Below are 19086 nucleotides of genomic sequence, written 5' to 3' on the forward strand. Positions count from 1 at the left end.
AGTAGAAGACGACATGACTGACCGACCGACCGTCCTCGTCACAGGGGGCGCGGGCTATATTGGCTCGCATGCCTGCCGCGCACTGTCTGCCGCCGGCTATCAGCCCGTCGTTTATGACAATCTCTCGACAGGTCATCGCAGCTTCGTCGCGGGTCCGCTGGTGACGGGCGACCTGCTCGACGGCGCCGCGCTGGCGCGCGCCTTCGCCGACCACAAGGTCACGGCGGTGATGCATTTCGCGGCGGCAAGCCTCGTCGGCGAGTCCATGACCGACCCGCAGAAATACTACATCAACAACGTCCAGGGCACGCTGTCGCTGCTGCAGGCGATGCGCAACGCAGGCTGCCAGCGCATCGTGTTCTCCTCGACAGGCGCCGTCTACGGCAACGCCGATTCCAAGGAGCTGCCGGAGGACTTCCCGTGCGCACCGATCAATCCCTACGGCGCGTCGAAATGGATGATCGAGCGCATGCTCGCCGATTATCGCGCAGCCTACGGCTTCGGCGCGTTCTGCCTGCGCTATTTCAACGCCAGCGGCGCCGACCCGGCCGGCGGCATCGGCGAGTTGCGTGACAACGAAACGCATCTCATTCCGCGCGCCATGATGGCGCTCCAGGGCCATGTCGACTTCGCCGTGTTCGGCGACGACTACGATACGCCCGACGGCACCGCGATCCGCGACTACATCCACGTCACCGACCTCGCTGCGGCGCATGTCGCTGCACTGAAGCTCCTGGAAACGGGACATGCCGGCGGCAGCTTCAATCTGGGCACCGGCTCCGGCTTTTCGGTCCGCGAGATCCTGAACGCCATCAGGCAGGAGACCGGGCGCGAGGTGCCGCACACCATGAAGCCGCGTCGCGCCGGCGATCCCACTTATCTGGTCGCCGATGCCTCCGCCGCGCGAAAGGTGCTGAACTTCGTGCCGCGCCATTCCGATCTAAAGACGGTGATCCGGACTGCCTGGGCCTGGCACCAGACAGCACATCCGCTCAGGACGCGCTAGACACCCGTATTACGGCTTGCCGGTCGGGCCCCCGAGCGGCTAAAGAGATGATCACAGCCGGCGGCGGCGCATGTCCCGACCGCCGCATGTTGCTCTTATGGCCGCCAATGGAAGCGGCATGTGAGGCTCCGCCAATAGCGCGAGCCTGTTCTTCACAGCGAAGGCCACGATCGAGTCCGGGCATCGGCCTGCTTTCAGGCGCGGCCCAGGGAGCACGGAGCGAATGCATCAGGCCGCAAGCCTGCAATTCGAGCGCGTGATGGACGAGCTCGTCCTATGGCACGCCGTGCCGGAGGACGAACGCTCGCCCGCACCGGCCTGGTGGTGGGGACCGGCGATGGCGGTGGTCGACGCGCACGAGCCGATGCGACAGGTTTGGTGTTGTGAGCTGGGCCTCGGCGACGGCTCAAGCTTTGCCGAAGGTGCGCATGCCCTCCTTGAGCTGTTCGCCGAGCAAACCTCGCAGCCCTGGCCGGATGATTTTCCGCGCAAAGCGGACATCAAGCAAGACAACGTCCGCGAACTGCACCCGCAGCCGTCAGACGACAGCGCGTTTCAGCCGTAACGCCGCGGCTTCGGTCGCAGCGAGGTCAGGCTCCGGCTGGAGCGGCGGCGCGACAGGCAGCTCGATCGGCCGCAGCAGCTCGGCCATCTGCCGCGCCGGCACCGGCCTGGAGATGAGGAAGCCCTGCATCTCGTCGCAGCCATGGGCGCGCAGGAACGCTTCCTGCTCGGCGTTCTCGACGCCTTCGGCGACCACGGTCATGCCGAGCGCCTTGCCCATGCTGATGATCGCCTGCGCGATCGCCTGGTCCTCCGAATCCTGCGGCAGGTCGCGCACGAAGGAGCGGTCGATCTTGATGGTGTCGATCGGAAAATGCTTCATCAGCGACATCGACGAATAGCCGGTGCCGAAATCGTCGATGGCGAGGCGGATGCCGCGGCTCTGGATGGCGTCGAGCACCTTCAGCGCACGACCGACATTGCGCATCATCATGCTCTCGGTGACCTCGAGCTGGAGCAGTACCGGCGACATGCCGGACGCCGCCAGCGCCTCGTCGACGTCCTGCAACAGATGTTCGTCGACGAACTGCCGCGGCGACAGGTTGACCGCCATCGACACCGGCAACAGGCCACGGCGCTGCCAGGCCATGGCCTGCGCGCAAGCCTCCTTCACCACCCAGCGGCCGATCGGCACGATCAGCCCGGTCTCTTCCGCAAGCGGAATGAACTGCGCCGGCGAGATGCTGCCGAGATCCGGGTGCGTCCAGCGCAGCAGCGCTTCCACGCCGGTGATCTGGCCGGTCTCCATGTCCACCTTGGGCTGGTAGTTCAGCGAGAACTGCTCGCGCTCCAGCGCCCGGCGCAGCGCGCTCTCGAGCGACAGCCGCTCGATCGACTGCGTCTTCACCTCCTTGGAGAAGAAGCGATAGCCGTTCTTGCCGTCTTCCTTGGCGAGATACATCGCCATGTCGGCGTTCTTGGTCAGCGTCTGAACGTCGGAGCCGTTGGCCGGATACATCGCGATCCCGATCGAGGCCGTGGTGTGGCATTCGTGGCCGGCCAGCTCCATGGGCTCGGCGAGCGCCACGAGCAGCCCGGTCGCGATGCGCTGGACATCGTCGATCTCACCGCACTGGTCGAGGATCACCACGAACTCGTCGCCGCCGAGGCGTGCGACAACGTCGGTTTCCCGCAGCGCACCGCGCAGCCGGCTCCCCACCTCGAGCAGGAGCAGATCGCCGGCCTCATGGCCCAGCGAATCGTTGATGACCTTGAAGCGGTCGAGATCGATGAACAACACCGCGAAACGGTGATCGTGGCGCTGAGCTTCGTCGATCGCCTCCCGCAACAGCCCGTTGAAGGTCTCGCGGTTCGGCAGGTCGGTCAGGCTGTCATGCGAGGCGAGGTATTCGATCCGCTCGTCGGCCTCGTTCTTCTCGTCGGCGCGATCGAAATTCTCCATCGCGAAGGAGACGTTGTCGGCGAGGCGCTGCAACAACTCGACGAACTCGGCCGTGAAAGTCTCCTGCTCGGTCGACATGTAGATCATGACGCCGACGGGCTGATCGTGCGTGATCAGCGGGAACGCCGCGCCGGAGCGCGCGCCGCCGCCTTGCAGGACGGCGTGGAAGGCGTTCACACGGCTGTCGTTGACATAGTCGTTGCTGACACAGGGCTGCCGGGTGCGGAACGCGGTTCCGCTCATGCCGCGCCCCTCGGGCCGGTCGGCGTCGATGGAGAGACGAACGTTCCTCGTGGTTTCGGCGGACGGTCCTGCGGCCGCGACGATCGCGAGCTGGTCGCTGTCGGCCTTGGCGAGCGCAATGGTCGTCGAGGTGAACTTGCCGCCGGTGGACGCGGCCTGACACACCAGCTCGAACAGCTCGGTGCGGGACTTGGCCCGCACGATCGCCTCATTGGTGGCGCTCAGCGCGGCGAACATGCGCGTCAGGCGCTCCTTCTGCGCCTCGGCCCGTGACCGCTCCTCGGCCCGGGCGAAATTGTCGAGCGCAAAAGAGACGTTCTCCGCAAGGCGCCCCAGCAACTGGATGAGGTCAGGCGTGAAGGTGCCTTCGTCCGGCGAAAGGAACAGAAGGACGCCGACAGCATCGGTGCCGTTCTTCAGCAGCGGGAAGCAGCCGCCGGATTTCGTCCCTTGATCCCGCGCGATTCGACGCCAGTGCGTCGCACGAACGTCCGTGAGGAGCTCGTTCGCGACGCAAGGGGCCTTGGTGCGAAATGCGGTGCCGACGAGCCCGCGTCCTTCGGGCTCATCGGCGGACGTCGCGAAACGCCAGTTCTCGACGTGACTGCGGCACTCGCCCTTGGTGACGGCGATGTCGAGATAGCGCCCCGTCGGATCGACCAAGGCGATGGTGGCAGACGTGAACGTGCCGCCGAGCACGGCGGCCTCGCACACAGCTTCGAACAACTCGGCGCGGGACTTCACGCGCATGATCGCTTCGTTGGTCGCGCTCAGCGCCTCCAACATGCCCCGAAGACGGTTGCGCTGCATCTCGGCCTTCGCCTTCTCGTCGGCGCGATCGAAGTTCTCGAGCGCGAAGGCGACATTGGCCTGGAGCCGTTGCAGCAGCTCGACGAATTCGGGCGTGAACGTGCCGCGTTCCGGCGAGTTGAAGAGGAAGACGCCTTCGACGCTGTCGCCATTGAACAGCGGCAGCGCCGCGGAGGAGCCGATGCCGTTCCGACGAGCGTTGGCCGCCCAGGGCGCGATCCGGTCGTCGGACTGCACATCATTGCTGATGCAAGGCTGGCGCGTGCGGAAAGCGGTTCCCGTCAACCCTCGGCCTTCAGGCACCCGGTCGGACGTGGAGAATTTGAAATTACGGACCATATCCGCGTTCGGCCCGTAGCAAGCAACGACGCGAAGCAGCTCGGCATCGTGATCGACGAGCGCGATGTTGGCCGAGGTGAACTTGGCGCCTTTCGCCGTCGCTTCGCAAACGAGGTCGAAGAGCTCGGCCCGCGAGCGTGCGCGCAGGATCGCCTCATTGGTCGCGCTCAGCGCCGCGTACATGCGCGCCAGGCGGTCTTCCTCCTCGGCGATCCGCGCCTTCTCGGCCTCACGGTCGAAATTGTCGATCGCGAAGCAGACGTTCTCGGCGATGCGCAGCATGAGTGCGACGACCCCCTCGTCCTTCGCCCAGGTCTGGCTGAGGAAGGACAGGATGACGCCGATGCTCTCGCCGTTCCGGATCAGGGGGGCCGCGATGCAGGCGGCAACACCCGTGTTGATATTGGCCTGCTCCCACGGTGTTCCCCTGGTGCGACGCGCGAGATCGCGTTCGACATGGGGCTTCTGCGTTCGAAACACCTCGCCGGAAATGCCGCGACCATAGGGATTCTCGGGGTCGACGGAGTAGTGGGTCCGGGCCACGATCTCCAGATTCTCGCCGGTGCCGGCGACAGGCTTCAGCCAATGCGAGTCCTGCTCCTTCAGCAGAACGAAGGTCGCCAGCGACTTGCCGCCGTGCACCGAGGCGTCGCACACGAGCTGGTACAATTCCCGCTCGGTCTTCGCGCGCAGGATGGCTTCGTTGGTAGCGCTGAGCGCGCCAAACATGCGATTGAGCCGCCGCGTCGCGAGCTCGCTGGTCTGCCGCGCGGTCTCGCGCGCGAAATTGTCCAGCGCATAGGAGATGTTGGCCGACATGCGCTCGAACAGCGACACCATCTGCTCGTTCAGTGAGCCGGCTTCCCTGCGGGTCACATACAGCACGCCGACGCTCTTGCCGTTGCAGAGCAGCGGCAACGCAGCCGCCGCGCCGATGTGAGCCTTGGCTGCGCCCTCGCGCCACGCCAGCGAGCGAGGATCATTCAGGTAATCGTTGCTGATGCTCAGCTTCTGATTGCGAAAGGCTTCGCCGCCGACACCCGCTCCCTCGGGCGTGCCGGAGTCAGTCGTGATCTCGAGCGAACGCAGCCGCGCAACGTCATCGCCGCAACCGGCCGCAAAGCACAGCCGCCGGCCGTCCGGCCCCACCAGGAAAACCGCAACGGCCAAAAAGTCTCCGCTCGAAAACCCGGCGTCGCAGACCTTCTGGTACAGCTCGTCCGGAGATTTCGCGTAAAGGATCGCTTCGTTGATGGCGCTCAACGCTGCAAAGGTGCGCGCGAGGGTCGTCTGCACGGTCTCAGCTCCCGGGCATTTCTGCCTAATTCTCCCGGGTGCTTTATGAACGGCGACGGCCTAAATGGTCGTTATTGCGCGCTGCAAACCCTCGATCAAAGTGAACGAGCTGCGAACGGCCGGCGCCAAACTGTCGGGAATGCCGCCGCACGGGAGGATTCTTCGACGAAAGGCGCGCTCTCTTTACGATTTTGCAGCCCTGTATTGGTTTACGGGAGATTGATATCGCTCCCACGCTTTGAGACGATGGCTCCCAACAAGCAGCCCGTTAAGGGCAGAATGCCGAGGGAACGCCATGCCCGTCGTCAAGACCGACCGCCTCACGCTCATCAGCGCCGCGCTGCTCCGTGCCGCCGGAGCTTCCGACGAAGAGGCCGATGCGGTGGCCACAGGCTGCGTCAACGCCAACCTCGCCGGCCACGACTCCCACGGCGTGATCGCGGTTCCGACCTACATCGACCGCATCAAGGCCGGCCACATCGTGCCCGGCGCCAAATGGACCATCGTCCAGGAATCGCCGACCACGACGGTGATCGACGGCCAGTGGGGGTTCGGCTTCCACGTCAACGCGAAGGCGATGGCGCTGACGATCGAGAAGGCGAAGACGGCGAACGTTGCCGCCTGCACCGTATTCCGGCAAAGCCATGTCGGTCGCCTCGCCGCCTATCCGTTGATGGCGATGCGCGAAGGCATGATCGGGATTGCGACGGCGGATTCCGGCCGCTCGCCAAAGCACGTGGCGCCGTTCGGGGGCAAGGAGGCGCGGCTCGGCACCAACCCGATCTCGATCGCGGTGCCGTCCGATCTCGACGCGCCGTTCTATCTGGACATGGCAACCTCGGCGGTTGCGGCCGGCAAGATCCAGCTCGCGGTCGCCCGCGGCGAGGAGATTCCGACCGGGTGGATCATCGATGCCGAAGGACGGCACACCACCGACCCCACGCAATATCGCAAGGGCGGCGCGCTGCTGCCGCTCGGCGGCACCGAGGGCTACAAGGGCAGCGGCCTCGCCGCGATGGTCGAGGTGCTGTGCGGCCTGCTGACCGGTCTCGGCTTCGGCGTCGAACCGACCGGACGTCACAATGACGGATGCTTCATGGCGGTGTTCAACGTCGCCGCGTTCCGTCCGCTGAAGGAATTCAAGCGCGAGGTCGCCGAATTCGCGCACTATCTGAAATCGACGCCGCCCTCCGAAGGCAGCAAGGGCGTGTACTATCCCGGCGAGATCGAGGGGTTGCGCGAGCAGCAACGCCTGCGCGACGGCATCGAGATCGAGGATGCGACCTGGGAAAAGCTGCGCGCGCTGGCGCGCGAGTACCGGCTCGACACCGTCCTTGATCTGGCCTGACGGAATTTGGGAGAAGAGCATGACGCGGCAGATGGTACTGGTCGGCTTCCTCCAGGCGCAGAACTGCACGAATTTGCCGAGCTCGTGGCGGCATCCGGACTCGCGCGACGATTCGATGTCGGCGGACTATTATCAGGAGATCGCCAAGATCCTCGAAGCCGGCAAGTTCCACATGGCGTTCTTCGACGATCGGCTGGCGATGCCGGACCGCTACGGCAACGATCATGCCCACACCGTCGAATACGGCATCCGCTGCGTGAAGATGGATCCGCTGATCGTGCTGACCACGATGGGCATGGTCACCGACAAGCTCGGCCTCGGCGCTACTTGCTCGACCACCTATTACGAGCCGTTCGACGTCGCCCGCCGCTTCGCAACCCTCGATTTGATGTCCGGCGGGCGCGCGGGCTGGAACGTCGTCACCTCGCTCAATGACGGCGAGGCCCTCAACATGGGCCGCGACTCCCATCCCGAACATGATTCCCGCTACGACCGTGCCGACGAATTCATGGAGGTCGTGCTCGGGCATTGGGACACCTGGGAAGACGGCGCGCTCATCATGGACAAGAAGAGCGGCCGCTTTGCCGATCCGGCCAAGGTGAAGCGGCTCGATCACAAGGGGGCGGCCTTCAAGTCCCGCGGCCCCTTCACGGTACCGCGCTCGGACCAGGGCCATCCCGTCATCATCCAGGCCGGCGCATCCGGCCGCGGCCAACGCTTTGCCGGCCATTGGGGCGAGGTGATCTTCACGGCTGCGCGCAATCTCGCTGGTGCCAAGGAAGGTTATGCCGCCGTTCGAAACGAGGCAGCCAAGGCTGGCCGCGATCCCGATCAGATGCGCCTTTGCAATTTGACGACGCCGGTCTGCGCCGCGACCAGGGCCGAGGCTGAGGACAAGATGGCGCTGATCAACAAACTGCCGCTCGAGATCGACGCGCTGTCGCTGCTTGCTGAAGCGCTCAATTACGATTTCGCCTCCAAGGACCTCGACGAGCCGTTGACGACGGACGATCTGAAGAGCATGCAGGGCATTCTGGGCCTCCGCGACGGCGTGCTGAAGAATTCCGGAAAGAGCAATCCGAGCGCGCGCGACTTCGTCACCTTCTCCGGCCGCGGCCAGGTCCACGACGCCATGGTCGGCGGTCCCAAGGAGATCGCGGACAGGCTGGAAGAGATGTTCGTCGAGCGTGGCTGCGACGGCTTTGTCATCGCCGCGACCTATGTGCCCGGTTCCTACGCCGATTTCGTGCAACATATCGTACCGGAATTGCAGCGCCGCGGCCTGTTCCAGAAGGACTATCGCGGCAAAACGCTGCGGGAAAATCTCGGGCTGAAGCGGCCCGTGGCCGGCGCCTGGAAGGTACAGCCGCGCGATGCCGCGGAATAACTGGAGGATCCGACATGCGCTGGCTGAAATTCACCGCCTCGGACAAGACGTCCTGGGGGCTCGTCGAGGGCGACCAGGTGATCGCGGTCGACGGCGATCCCTTTGACGAATGGCAGCGCACCTCGCGCACGCATCCGCTGGCGCAGGTTCGGATCGAGCTGCCGCTGATCCCGCGTACCTTCTACTGCGTCGGCCTGAACTACCTGAAACATCTGAAAGAGGCCGCCGACAAGCGCGGCGAGGTGCCGGCCGTCCCTGATAGACCCGAGATCGGCTACCGCGCCCAGAACGCGCTGATCGCGCATGACGAGGACGTCGTGATCCCGTCCTTTGCGACGGACAAGATCCACTATGAAGGCGAGCTCGTCGTCGTGATCGGCAAGAAGGTGAAGCATCTCACCAAGCAGAATGCGATGGATTGCGTGTTCGGCTACACCATCGGCAACGACGTCAGCGAACGCAGCTGGCAGAAGGCCGACCGCAGCCTGTGGCGCTCGAAGAACGCCGACACGTTCAAGCCGATGGGCCCGTGGATCGAAACCGAGGCCAATCTGGCGAAAATGGAAACCGTCGTCCGGTTCAACGGCAAGGAGACCAACCGCTTCTACACCAACGACATGATCTTCGGCGTGGTGCCGTTCCTGGTCGAGCTGACCAAGTACTTCACGCTGTGGCCCGGCGATGTGATCTGGATGGGCACGGACGGCGCCTCGCCTGACATCGGGCACGGCGACGTGGTGGAGATCGACATCACGGGCGTGGGGACGTTGCGGAACAGGTTTGTGCGGGAGCAGCGGTAGTCCTCATCCTGAGGAGCTTGCGAAGCAAGCGTCTCGAAGGATGAAGGCCTGACTGTGGCCTCGCCCTTCGAGACGGCGGCTGCGCGGCCTCCTCAGGGTGAGGAGATAGAGTTTTATACGCCGCGAAATCAACGGTGCTGTAGGGTGGGCAAAGCGAAGCGTGCCCACCACCTTCGCAAATCGAGGCGAGATGGTGGGCACGGCGCTATGCGCCTTTGCCCACCCTACGGCACTTCCCGCGCAATCAAAACGGCAGCGCCACACTCGTCTTGATCTCCTTCAGCACCACGTTGCTGCGGACGTAGCGGATGCCGGGAATGCGGAACATGAACTCGTCGAGGAACCTGTTGTAGGCCGCCATGTCCTGCACGACGACGCGCAAATGATAGTCGGCGTCGCCCGTGGTCGCGAAACACTCCAGCACTTCGCGCCGCGTGGTCACCCGCGCGACGAACTCGTCGACGAATTTGGCATCGTGCCGCTCCAGCGAGACATGCAGGATGGCCGACATCGCAAAGCCCGCCTGCTCGCGCGCGATCAGCGCGGCATAGCCCTGGATGACGCCGGCCTCCTCCAGCGCACGCACCCGGCGCCAGCACGCCGAGGTGGACATGCCGACCTCGTCCGCGAGCTGCTGGTTGGTGGCGCGGCCGTCCGTCTGGAGATGGGCGAGAATCCGCGCGTCCTGCTCTTCAATCATGGAAGCCCCCGATTCGGTAACTTCTACCGAATTATGCCATCTTCCGCAAAATTTTACCGAATTATCGATCAAGACAGGGTGAATAGGCAAGACCTACCAGCCTGCCCGGCATACCCTCCCGTCATCAGGCAGGATGCCGCACGAGGTCCGCCATGGACGCCGTTCCATCACTCGACAGCTACGAGCTCTCAGACCGCTACGACCGCGAGGAGGGCCGTGTCTTCCTCACGGGCACGCAGGCCATTGTCCGCATTGCGCTCGACCAGGCGCGGCGCGACCGCGCCGCCGGGCTGAACACCGCCGGCTTCATCTCCGGCTATCGTGGCTCGCCGCTCGGCGGCGTCGATCTCGAGCTCTGGCGCATCCAGGAGCGGCTGAAGCGGGATCGCATCGAATTTCTCCCCGCGGTGAACGAGGACCTCGCGGCAACAGCAGTGCTCGGCTCGCAGCAGGTCGAAACGCAGGCAGATCGCGAAGTCGATGGCGTGTTCGGACTTTGGTACGGCAAGGGCCCAGGCGTCGATCGCTCCGGCGATGCCCTCAAGCACGGCAACGCCTACGGCTCCTCGCCGCGTGGCGGCGTGCTGGTCGTCGCCGGCGACGACCATGGCTGCGTCTCCTCCTCGATGCCGCACCAGTCCGATGTCGCCTTCATGAGCTGGTTCATGCCGACGCTGCACCCCGCAAGCGTCAGCGAATATCTCGAATTCGGCGAATATGGCTACGCGCTGAGCCGCTTTTCCGGCATGTGGGTCGGCTTCAAGGCGATCTCGGAGATTGTCGAGTCAGGTGCATCCGTCGCGCTGCGCCCGCCGCGCGCCTTCCAGACGCCTGACTTCACGCCGCCGCCGGGCGGACTGCACTATCGCTGGCCCGACCTGCCGGGCCCCCAGATCGAGGAGCGGCTGGAGGCGAAGAAGCACGCGGTTTACGCCTTTGCAAAAGCCAATCCGATCGATCGCCACATCTACGATATTCCCAATGCCACTTACGGCATTGTCACGACGGGCAAGGCGCATCTCGACCTGATGGAGGCCCTGCGGCTGATGGGCCTCGATGAAGCGGCCTGCCGCAACATCGGGATCGACGTCTACAAGGTCGGCATGGTCTGGCCGCTGGCGCTGCATGACGCGATGGACTTCGTGAAGGGCAAGCGCGAGATCCTCGTGGTCGAGGAAAAGCGCGGCATCATCGAGAGCCAGTTCAAGGAATATTTTTACGACTATCCAGGCTCAAAGCCCGAGCGCATGGTCGGCAAGCACGACGAGCGAGGGGCGCGGCTGATCTCATGGATCGGCGAATTGTCGCCGCGTGCGCTTGCTGGCGTGCTCGCACGCCGGCTCGATCCGATGTTCCCAGGCCTCAATCTCGCCGCACGCGCGGCCGGCTTGATGCCCGAGGCCGCGCGCACGATCAACGTCAGCGGTGCGACGCGCACGCCGTATTTCTGCTCCGGATGTCCGCACAACACGTCGACGAAGGTGCCGGAAGGCTCCAAGGCACTGGCCGGCATCGGCTGCCATTTCATGGCGAGCTGGATGGACCGCGAGACCTCCTCGCTGATCCAGATGGGCGGCGAAGGCGTCAACTGGGCGGCGTCGTCACGCTTCACCGGCCACAAGCACGTGTTCCAGAACCTCGGCGAAGGCACCTACTACCACTCTGGCTCGATGGCGATCCGGCAGGCGATCGCCGCCAGGGCCAACATCACCTACAAGATCCTGTTCAACGATGCGGTGGCGATGACCGGCGGCCAGCCAGTCGACGGTCCCATCAGCGTGCACGCCATCGCCCACAGCGTTCGCGCCGAAGGCGTCGGGCGCATCGCGCTGGTGTCGGACGATCCCGCGCAGTTCTTGCCGGCAGACCTGCCGATCGGCGTGACCATCCATCCGCGCGAGGAGATGGACGCCGTGCAGCGCGAGCTGCGAGACATTTCCGGCGTCTCCGTCCTGATCTATCAGCAGACCTGCGCCACCGAGAAGCGTCGCCGGCGCAAACGCGGACAGATGGCCGACCCAAAGCGCTTCGCCCATATCAACGATCTCGTCTGCGAAGGCTGTGGCGACTGCTCGGTCGAGTCCAACTGTCTCAGTGTCGAACCGAAGGAGACTCCGTTCGGCCGCAAGCGCCAGATCAACCTCTCGTCCTGCAACAAGGATTTTTCCTGCCTCAACGGCTTCTGCCCGAGCTTTGTCACCGTCGAAGGCGCGACGCGCCGGAAGAAGAGTGCGAGCGAAATCGACGTAGTCGGTCGCGCGGCTACGCTTCCCCTGCCTGCTCCCGCCGCGCTCGACCGTCCCTACGACCTGCTGGTAACAGGCGTCGGCGGCACCGGCGTGATCACGGTCGGCGCGCTGATCGGCATGGCCGCGCATCTGGAGCGGCGTGGCGTCTCCGTGCTGGATTTCACCGGCTTTGCACAGAAATTTGGTCCCGTGCTGAGCTTCATCCGCCTTGCGTCAAGTCCGGACGCGCTGCATCAGGTCCGCATCGACCAGGGCGCGGCCGACGCGCTGATCGGCTGCGACCTCGTCGTCAGTTCCTCACCTAAGGCGTCCGGCACCTATCACCGCGGCACACGCGCCGCCATCAACACCGCGGAGATGCCGACCGGCGACGTCGTCCGCTTCCGCGACGCCGACCTTGCCTCGCCTGCCCGCCTGCGCGCGATCCGACACGTCATTGGCAACGACAATCTCGACACCATCAACGCCAACGCGCTCGCCGAGCGGCTGCTCGGCGATGCAGTTTATGCCAACATCATCATGCTCGGTTTCGCCTGGCAACGCGGGCTTATTCCTGTCGCGCTGCCGGCGCTGCTGCGCGCGATCGAGCTCAACGGCGTCGCGGTCGAACGCAACAAGCAGGCCTTTGCCTGGGGCCGAATCGCCGCGGCCGATCCGGAGTTTTTGCCGGGGAGTGACGAAGCGCCCGAAGCCGAGACGCTCAATCAGATCATCGATCGCCGCGCCGATTTCCTCGCCGCCTATCAAGACGCCGCCTATGCGATGCGCTATCGGGCGACCGTCGCGAGGGTCCGCCAGGCCGAAGCCGCTCTGAGCAGTGAGGTGCTGACCGACGCGGTCGCGCGCGCCCTGTTCAAGCTGATGGCCTACAAGGACGAATACGAGGTGGCGCGTCTGCACATGCAGAGCGGTTTCCTCGGCGAGCTGAAGCGCGAGTTCGAGGACGGTTTTCGCGTCCAATATCACCTCGCGCCGCCGTTCCTGCCGTCAAAACCCGACGCACGCGGCCGTCCGCGCAAGCGCGCTTTCGGCCAGTGGATCCAGATGCCGCTCGCCATGCTGGCGCGGTTGAAGGGATTGCGCGGAACGCCGTTCGATCCGTTCGGCTACACGAATGAGCGGCGCACTGAACGGGAATTGATCGCCTGGTATGAAGGCCTGATCGAACGCATGCTCGGCCAGCTCAACGCAGCGCATCTACCCGACCTCATTGCCGTCGCAAAGGCGCCGATGGAGATCCGCGGCTACGGACCAGTGAAGGACACCGCGATCGCCAAGGTGAAGCCCGAGGTCGAGCGGCTGCTCACGAATTTGACGACGTCGGTAACGCAAAAGATGCACGCCCACGGTTGACGCGGCACCAGTGAGGCCTCAGCCTCCGGACTTTAGGCGGCCCCCTGTTGGCGCCCCTGCAATCGGATGACGCATCATGGATTTGGACCAGTTGACCCTGAGGCAGGCCGTCGCCGACCTGCGCGCCGGGAAAGTCACGAGTACCGCACTCACGACGGAAGCACTGAGCCGCGCCAAAGCCCATGCCGAGCTCAATGCCTTCGTCACGCTGGACGAGGCCGGCGCCCTGAAAGCCGCCGCCGCATTCGACGCGACGGGCGACAGGACAAAGCCGCTCGGCGGCGTGCCCATCGTGATCAAGGACAATATCGAGGTTGCCGGACTGCCCTGTAGCGCCGGCACACCGGCACTGAAGGACTACGTTCCGAAGGCTGACGCGCCCGTAGTCGCGAAGCTGCGGGCTGCAGGCGCCGTCATCATCGGCAAGACCAGCATGCATGAGCTCGCCTTCGGCATCTCCGGCTACAACACCGCGTTCAAGACCGGCGCGGAGTTCGGCGTGCGCAACGCTTATGACCGCACGCGGATCGCCGGCGGCTCCTCGTCCGGCACGGGCGCCGCGCTCGGCGCGCGAATCGTCACGGGCGGGCTCGGAACCGACACCGGCGGATCGGTCCGTGTCCCCGCCGCGCTGAACGGATGCGCCGCGTTGCGCCCGACGGTCGGGCGCTATCCGCAAGCTGGCATCGCGCCAATCTCACACACCCGCGACACCGCGGGGCCCATGGCCGCGACGTTGGCGGATGTCGCGCTGCTCGATCGCGTGATCGCAGGCGGCGACGCGATTGCGCCGGCTGATCTGAAGCAGGTGCGGATCGGCATCGTGAAGACGATGCTGACCAATCTCGACGCCGATACGGAAGCCGCGTTCCACGCGGCGATCGCAAAAGTGAAGGCGCAGGGCGTCACGGTCGTCGAGATCGAGATGCCTGAGCTCGCCGAACTCAACGGCCAGGTCAGCTTTCCCGTCGCGCTGTATGAGGCCTATGACGACATGGTCGCCTATCTCAAGCACACCGGGACCGGCCTCAGCATCGAGGCGCTGGCAGAGAAGATCTCCAGCGCCGACGTGAAAGGCATCTATGATGGCATGGTGATCCCGCGAAAACTGCCCGGCCCCGACAACGCGCTGTTCGACGCGAGGCCGATCTATGACGCAGCGATCAAGACCGCGCGCCCCGCGCTTCAGGCGCTCTACAGCAATACGTTTGCCACCAACAAGCTCGACGCCGTCGCCTTCCCGACCACGCCGCGCGTTGCGATTGCCTCCAACCCGGAGTCCAGCAGCCTCGAGACTTTCGGCCTGATCATCCAGAACACCGATCCTGGCAGCAATGCCGGTATTCCCGGCGTCCAGATCCCGATCGCTCTTGGCGCCACGAGCAAATTACCTGTAGGCCTCGAACTGGACGGCCCTGCGGGAAGCGATCGTCGGCTGCTTGCGATCGGCATGGCGCTTGAGAGCGTGTTCGGGCGATTACCGCCGCCGCGATAGAAGCGAGCCATAAATCTATCTCCTCACCCTGAGGAGCTTGCGAAGCAAGCGTCTCGAAGGGCGAGGCCACCAGCGGGGCCTTCATCCTTCGAGACGCGCGTTCCGCGCTCCTCAGGATGAGGAACGACGACGTCTCACGCATACGGATTGATCAGCTTCTGCTGCTCGGCGCTGTGCTGGACGAGCATGTCGATGAAGGTCCTGACCTTCGCCGACAGATGATGCCGATGCGGATAGACCGCGTTCATCGACATCTCGACCGGCCGGTACTCCGGCAGGAGGCGCACCAGCCGGCCCGCATCGAGGTCATCCCCCACCAGAAAGCCGGCCGCAAGACTGATGCCGGCGCCCTGCAACGCGGCCTCGCGCAGGGCTTCGCCGCTGTTGGTGACGAGATTGCCGGAGACGCGCACCGAGGCCGGCGTGCCCTTGCGATCGAAGAAGCGCCACTCGTCGAAGGGATAGTTGATGTGGCGCACGCAATTGTGCCCGGCGAGTTCCTCGAGCGTCTGCACGCGCCCATGCGCCTCGATATAGCCGTGCGAGCAGCACAGCACGTGCCGCCAGGTCGCCAGGCTCCGCACGATCAGGCTGGAGTCCGGCGGCGCGACCATGCGCAGCGCGAGATCAAAGCCTTCCTCGATCAGATCGACATTGGTCTCGCCCATGCGCAGATCGACCTTCACCTCCGGATAGGTCGCGAGGAATTCGGCCATCACGGGCGCGACGAACGGCACCATGTGGGTTGCGGTGTGAATGCGCAGCGTGCCGCGCGGCGTCGATTGCAGCGCGCCGGCGATGTCATCGGCTTGTTCGAGATCGGCGAGGATCTGCGTCGAGCGGTCGTAATAGGCCTTGCCGATTTCGGTGAGGCTGACTTTTCGCGTGGTGCGGTTCAGCAGCCGAACCCCGAGCCGGTCCTCCAGCGCCTGGACGTGGTTGCTCACCATGGTCGTGGACATGTTGAGCCGGCGGGCGGCGGCGGAAAATCCGCCATTTTCGACCACCCGGACGAAGGCGGTGAGACTGGTGAAGCGGTCCATCGGTCTGGCTCCGGATTATCCGCTATGGGTGGATAATGCTTCCATTTCTTCCGGGATTATCACAAGCGGGAAGACAGCGCATCTTGCCGGCATCAACGGCGCACCGTTCGGACCGGGGCGGTTGGGAATTCCGAGGATGCCATGTCGAACGCTTCTTATGCTACTGAAACCAATCAGAAAATCAGCTTTCGTCCATCCCGGCAGGCGATCAAGCGGGCGGCCATCGGCTTGGCACTGGCCCTCGGAATCGCCGCGGCTGGCGACTTCGGCTACAACTACCTGAGCACCGGCCGTTACCTCGAATCCACCGACGACGCCTATGTGAAGGCGGATTCCACCATCATCGCCCCCAAGGTTTCCGGCTACATCGCGAAGGTGCTGGTTGGCGACAACGAGAAGGTCCGGGCCGGCCAGCTCCTCGCCAAGATCGACGACCGCGACTTCAAAGCCGCGCTCGACCAGGCCCGCGCCGACGTCGCCGCCGGCGAAGCCTCGGTGCGCAACATCGACGCCCAGCTCGAGCTGCAGCAGCCGATCATCGAGCAGAGCACGGCCGACGTGGCCGCGGCCGACGCCAATCTGAAATTCGCGCAGGAAGAGCGAGCCCGTTACGACGACCTGATGAAGTCGGGCTCCGGCACGATCCAGCGTGCGCAACAGACCGATGCGGCACTGCGCGCCAGCAACGCCCAATTGCAGCACGCCAAGTCAGGCCTGGTGGCCGCACAGCGCAAGGTCGACGTGCTCACCACCCAGCGCGCCCAGGCCACGGCGCAACTCGAACGGGCGCGCGCGGTTGCACAGCAGGCAGAGCTGAACCTGTCCTATACCGAGATCACCGCACCGGTGGACGGCACGGTCGGCGCACGCTCATTACGCATCGGCCAGTATGTGCAGGCTGGTACGCAATTGATGGCGGTGGTTCCGCTCGATGCGGTCTATGTCGTCGCGAACTTCAAGGAGACGCAGCTCACGCATGTGCGTGCGGGCCAGCCGGTCGAGCTGCAGGTCGACAGCTTTCGCAATCGCACGCTTCGCGGTCACGTCGACAGCCTTTCGCCGGCCAGCGGACTTGAATTCGCGCTGCTGCCGCCCGATAACGCCACCGGAAATTTCACCAAGATCGTGCAACGCGTGCCGGTGAAGATCGTGCTCGACGACCACAGCCTGACCGGCCTGCTCAGGCCCGGCATGTCGGCGGTGCCGACCATCGACACCAAGGCGACTGTGCTGGCCGAGCGCGAGACGGCCAAGCGACTCGCCGACAACACACCACGCCCGAACGGCGGCTGAGGCGAGGAAGACCGGCAGGATTATCAAGTCCTGCCGGACGATCCTTCCCACGCTTCCTCGATTATCGAAACCAACCGCCTAATGCATCCTGTCTCCATGACCGAGACGAGGCTTCCATGAGCACGCTCCAACCGACCGCCGACGCCGCCTCCGCTGCCAGCATTCCCGCCCCTGCTGCGCCCGCGACGCCGGCCGTTTCCGCAAAGACCTGGATCGCGGTGATCGGCGCGACTCTCGGCGCCTTCATGGCGGTGCTGAACATCCAGATCGTCAACGCTTCGCTCGCCGACATCCAGGGCGCGATCGGCGCCGGCATCGACGACGGCGGCTGGATCTCGACCTCCTATCTGATCGCCGAGATCGTGGTGATCCCGCTCTCCGGCTGGCTCGCGCAAGTGTTCTCGATCCGCATCTATCTGCTCACCAATGCGGTCCTGTTCCTGCTGCTGTCGGCGGCCTGCGCGCTGGCGCAGGACCTGCCGCAAATGATCGTGCTGCGCGCGGTGCAAGGCTTCACCGGCGGCGTGCTGATCCCGATGGCCTTCACGCTCATCATCACGCTATTGCCTCGCGCGAAGCAGCCCGTCGGCCTTGCGCTGTTCGCGCTGTCGGCGACGTTCGCACCGGCGATCGGCCCGACCATCGGCGGCTATCTCACCGAGAATTTCGGCTGGCAGTACATCTTCTACGTCAACCTCGTGCCCGGCGCGATCATGGTCGGCATGCTCTGGTACGCGCTCGACGCCAAGCCCATGAAGCTTGCGCTGCTGCGCGAGGGCGACTGGGCCGGCATCATCACCATGGCGATCGGCCTGTCGGCGCTTCAGACCGTGCTGGAAGAGGGCAACAAGGACGACTGGTTCGGCTCGCCTTTCATCGTCAAGCTGTCGGTCATCGCGGCCACCGCGCTGACCGCCTTCCTGATCATCGAGCTCACGGCGAAGAAGCCGCTGCTCAATTTGCGCCTGCTGGTGCGCCGCAATTTCGGCTTCGGCATGCTCGCGAACTTCCTGCTCGGTGTCGCGCTCTACGGCTCGGTGTTCATCCTGCCGCAATATCTGGCGCGCATCCAGGGCTACAATGCCGAGCAGATCGGCATGGTGCTGGCCTGGACCGGACTGCCGCAACTCGTGCTGATCCCGCTGGTGCCGCGCCTGATGCAGAAGTTCGACGCGCGGATCATCATCGGCGTCGGCTTCGTCCTGTTCGCGGCCTCGAACTTCCTGAACATTTATATGACAAACGATTACGCTGCCGACCAGCTGTTGTGGCCCAATGTCGTCCGTGCGATCGGCCAGGCGCTCGTGATGGCCCCGTTGTCGGCTGTGGCGACCGCCGGCATCGAAGCGGAGAATGCGGGCTCGGCCTCGGGCCTGTTCAACATGATGCGTAATCTCGGCGGCGCCGTCGGCATCGCGCTGCTTCAGACGTTGCTGACCAAGCGCGAGCAATATCACTCCAACGTGCTGACGCAGTCGGTCTCGATGTTCGAGCAGGCGACGCGGACGCGGCTGGAGCAGCTCACCCAGTATTTCATCAATCACGGCGTGCTCGACCGCGCCGACGCCGCGCATCGCGCCTATGTCGCGATCGGCCATACCGTGCAGAAGCAGGCTTACATCTTCGCCTTCAGCGACACCTTCTATCTGCTCGGCATGGCACTGATCGTGGCCCTGATCGCCGTATTCTTCCTGAAGAAACCCGGCCAGACCTCGGCCGGTGGAGCTCACTGAGATCAACCCAAGAGACTAACTCAAG

12 protein-coding genes are annotated in these 19086 nt (G+C 64.7%); 9 read left to right on the plus strand and 3 right to left on the minus strand.

Annotated elements, in window-relative coordinates; translation table 11 throughout:
* Positions 1 to 13: 13 nt before the first annotated feature.
* Positions 14 to 1006 (plus strand): UDP-glucose 4-epimerase GalE, encoded by a 993-nt coding sequence (gene galE, locus ABIA90_RS33375; RefSeq protein ID WP_247315605.1) that lies wholly within the window; start codon positions 14 to 16, stop codon positions 1004 to 1006.
* Positions 1007 to 1229: 223 nt separating this feature from the next.
* The gene (locus ABIA90_RS33380; RefSeq protein ID WP_063985656.1) at positions 1230 to 1571 is read left to right on the plus strand and encodes a hypothetical protein; all 342 of its coding nucleotides are present in this window, start codon (positions 1230 to 1232) and stop codon (positions 1569 to 1571) included.
* On the opposite strand, the gene ABIA90_RS33385 is transcribed toward ABIA90_RS33380, so the two are convergent.
* Positions 1545 to 5660, minus strand: a complete 4116-nt coding sequence (locus ABIA90_RS33385) for a bifunctional diguanylate cyclase/phosphodiesterase (protein ID WP_354120814.1) — start codon at positions 5658 to 5660, stop codon at positions 1545 to 1547. The two genes, ABIA90_RS33380 and ABIA90_RS33385, sit on opposite strands and share 27 nt — an antisense overlap.
* 295 nt (positions 5661 to 5955) lie before the next feature.
* Here ABIA90_RS33385 and ABIA90_RS33390 point away from each other — a divergent pair, with 295 nt between their 5' ends.
* Genes ABIA90_RS33390 through ABIA90_RS33400 form a run of 3 tightly spaced genes read left to right on the plus strand, consistent with a single transcriptional unit; the run spans position 5956 to position 9195 of the window.
* Positions 5956 to 7008: an Ldh family oxidoreductase gene (locus tag ABIA90_RS33390; RefSeq protein WP_063985658.1), complete on the plus strand. Its 1053-nt coding sequence runs from the start codon at positions 5956 to 5958 to the stop codon at positions 7006 to 7008.
* A gap of 19 nt (positions 7009 to 7027) precedes the next feature.
* Positions 7028 to 8395 (plus strand): LLM class flavin-dependent oxidoreductase, encoded by a 1368-nt coding sequence (locus ABIA90_RS33395; RefSeq protein ID WP_085403404.1) that lies wholly within the window; start codon positions 7028 to 7030, stop codon positions 8393 to 8395.
* 14 nt (positions 8396 to 8409) lie between these two features.
* Positions 8410 to 9195: a fumarylacetoacetate hydrolase family protein gene (locus ABIA90_RS33400; protein ID WP_354120813.1), complete on the plus strand. Its 786-nt coding sequence runs from the start codon at positions 8410 to 8412 to the stop codon at positions 9193 to 9195.
* Between the two features lie 244 nt (positions 9196 to 9439).
* On the opposite strand, the gene ABIA90_RS33405 is transcribed toward ABIA90_RS33400, so the two are convergent.
* On the minus strand, positions 9440 to 9895 hold the full coding sequence (locus tag ABIA90_RS33405) for an Lrp/AsnC family transcriptional regulator (protein ID WP_014491864.1): 456 nt from the start codon (positions 9893 to 9895) through the stop codon (positions 9440 to 9442).
* Positions 9896 to 10047: 152 nt separating this feature from the next.
* Here ABIA90_RS33405 and ABIA90_RS33410 point away from each other — a divergent pair, with 152 nt between their 5' ends.
* Together ABIA90_RS33410 and iaaH are read left to right on the plus strand one after the other, a co-directional pair.
* Entirely contained in the window at positions 10048 to 13497 is a 3450-nt protein-coding gene (locus tag ABIA90_RS33410) for an indolepyruvate ferredoxin oxidoreductase family protein (RefSeq protein ID WP_354120812.1), read from the plus strand.
* Positions 13498 to 13573: 76 nt separating this feature from the next.
* On the plus strand, positions 13574 to 14992 hold the full coding sequence (iaaH, locus tag ABIA90_RS33415; protein WP_354120811.1) for an indoleacetamide hydrolase: 1419 nt from the start codon (positions 13574 to 13576) through the stop codon (positions 14990 to 14992).
* 134 nt (positions 14993 to 15126) lie between these two features.
* Here iaaH and ABIA90_RS33420 read toward each other — a convergent pair whose 3' ends face one another.
* Positions 15127 to 16035, minus strand: a complete 909-nt coding sequence (locus ABIA90_RS33420) for a LysR family transcriptional regulator (RefSeq protein ID WP_071909470.1) — start codon at positions 16033 to 16035, stop codon at positions 15127 to 15129.
* Between the two features lie 141 nt (positions 16036 to 16176).
* Here ABIA90_RS33420 and ABIA90_RS33425 point away from each other — a divergent pair, with 141 nt between their 5' ends.
* Together ABIA90_RS33425 and ABIA90_RS33430 are read left to right on the plus strand one after the other, a co-directional pair.
* Complete coding sequence (locus tag ABIA90_RS33425) at positions 16177 to 17328, plus strand: HlyD family secretion protein (protein WP_354120810.1); 1152 nt, start codon at positions 16177 to 16179, stop codon at positions 17326 to 17328.
* 116 nt (positions 17329 to 17444) lie between these two features.
* The gene (locus ABIA90_RS33430) at positions 17445 to 19061 is read left to right on the plus strand and encodes an MDR family MFS transporter (RefSeq protein ID WP_354120809.1); all 1617 of its coding nucleotides are present in this window, start codon (positions 17445 to 17447) and stop codon (positions 19059 to 19061) included.
* Positions 19062 to 19086: the final 25 nt, after the last annotated feature.

Origin of the sequence: Bradyrhizobium sp. LA6.8 (assembly GCF_040547935.1) — a bacterium.
Taxonomy (GTDB): domain Bacteria; phylum Pseudomonadota; class Alphaproteobacteria; order Rhizobiales; family Xanthobacteraceae; genus Bradyrhizobium; species Bradyrhizobium barranii.

What these genes read in the sequence shown, in the direction of transcription:
- galE (WP_247315605.1), top strand. Translation starts at nt 14, where the DNA reads ATGACTGACCGACCGACCGTCCTCGTCACAGGGGGCGCGGGCTATATT.
- ABIA90_RS33380 (WP_063985656.1), top strand. Translation starts at nt 1,230, where the DNA reads ATGCATCAGGCCGCAAGCCTGCAATTCGAGCGCGTGATGGACGAGCTC.
- ABIA90_RS33390 (WP_063985658.1), top strand. Translation starts at nt 5,956, where the DNA reads ATGCCCGTCGTCAAGACCGACCGCCTCACGCTCATCAGCGCCGCGCTG.
- ABIA90_RS33395 (WP_085403404.1), top strand. Translation starts at nt 7,028, where the DNA reads ATGACGCGGCAGATGGTACTGGTCGGCTTCCTCCAGGCGCAGAACTGC.
- ABIA90_RS33400 (WP_354120813.1), top strand. Translation starts at nt 8,410, where the DNA reads ATGCGCTGGCTGAAATTCACCGCCTCGGACAAGACGTCCTGGGGGCTC.
- ABIA90_RS33405 (WP_014491864.1), bottom strand. Translation starts at nt 9,895, where the DNA reads ATGATTGAAGAGCAGGACGCGCGGATTCTCGCCCATCTCCAGACGGAC.
- ABIA90_RS33410 (WP_354120812.1), top strand. Translation starts at nt 10,048, where the DNA reads ATGGACGCCGTTCCATCACTCGACAGCTACGAGCTCTCAGACCGCTAC.
- iaaH (WP_354120811.1), top strand. Translation starts at nt 13,574, where the DNA reads ATGGATTTGGACCAGTTGACCCTGAGGCAGGCCGTCGCCGACCTGCGC.
- ABIA90_RS33420 (WP_071909470.1), bottom strand. Translation starts at nt 16,035, where the DNA reads ATGGACCGCTTCACCAGTCTCACCGCCTTCGTCCGGGTGGTCGAAAAT.
- ABIA90_RS33425 (WP_354120810.1), top strand. Translation starts at nt 16,177, where the DNA reads ATGTCGAACGCTTCTTATGCTACTGAAACCAATCAGAAAATCAGCTTT.
- ABIA90_RS33430 (WP_354120809.1), top strand. Translation starts at nt 17,445, where the DNA reads ATGAGCACGCTCCAACCGACCGCCGACGCCGCCTCCGCTGCCAGCATT.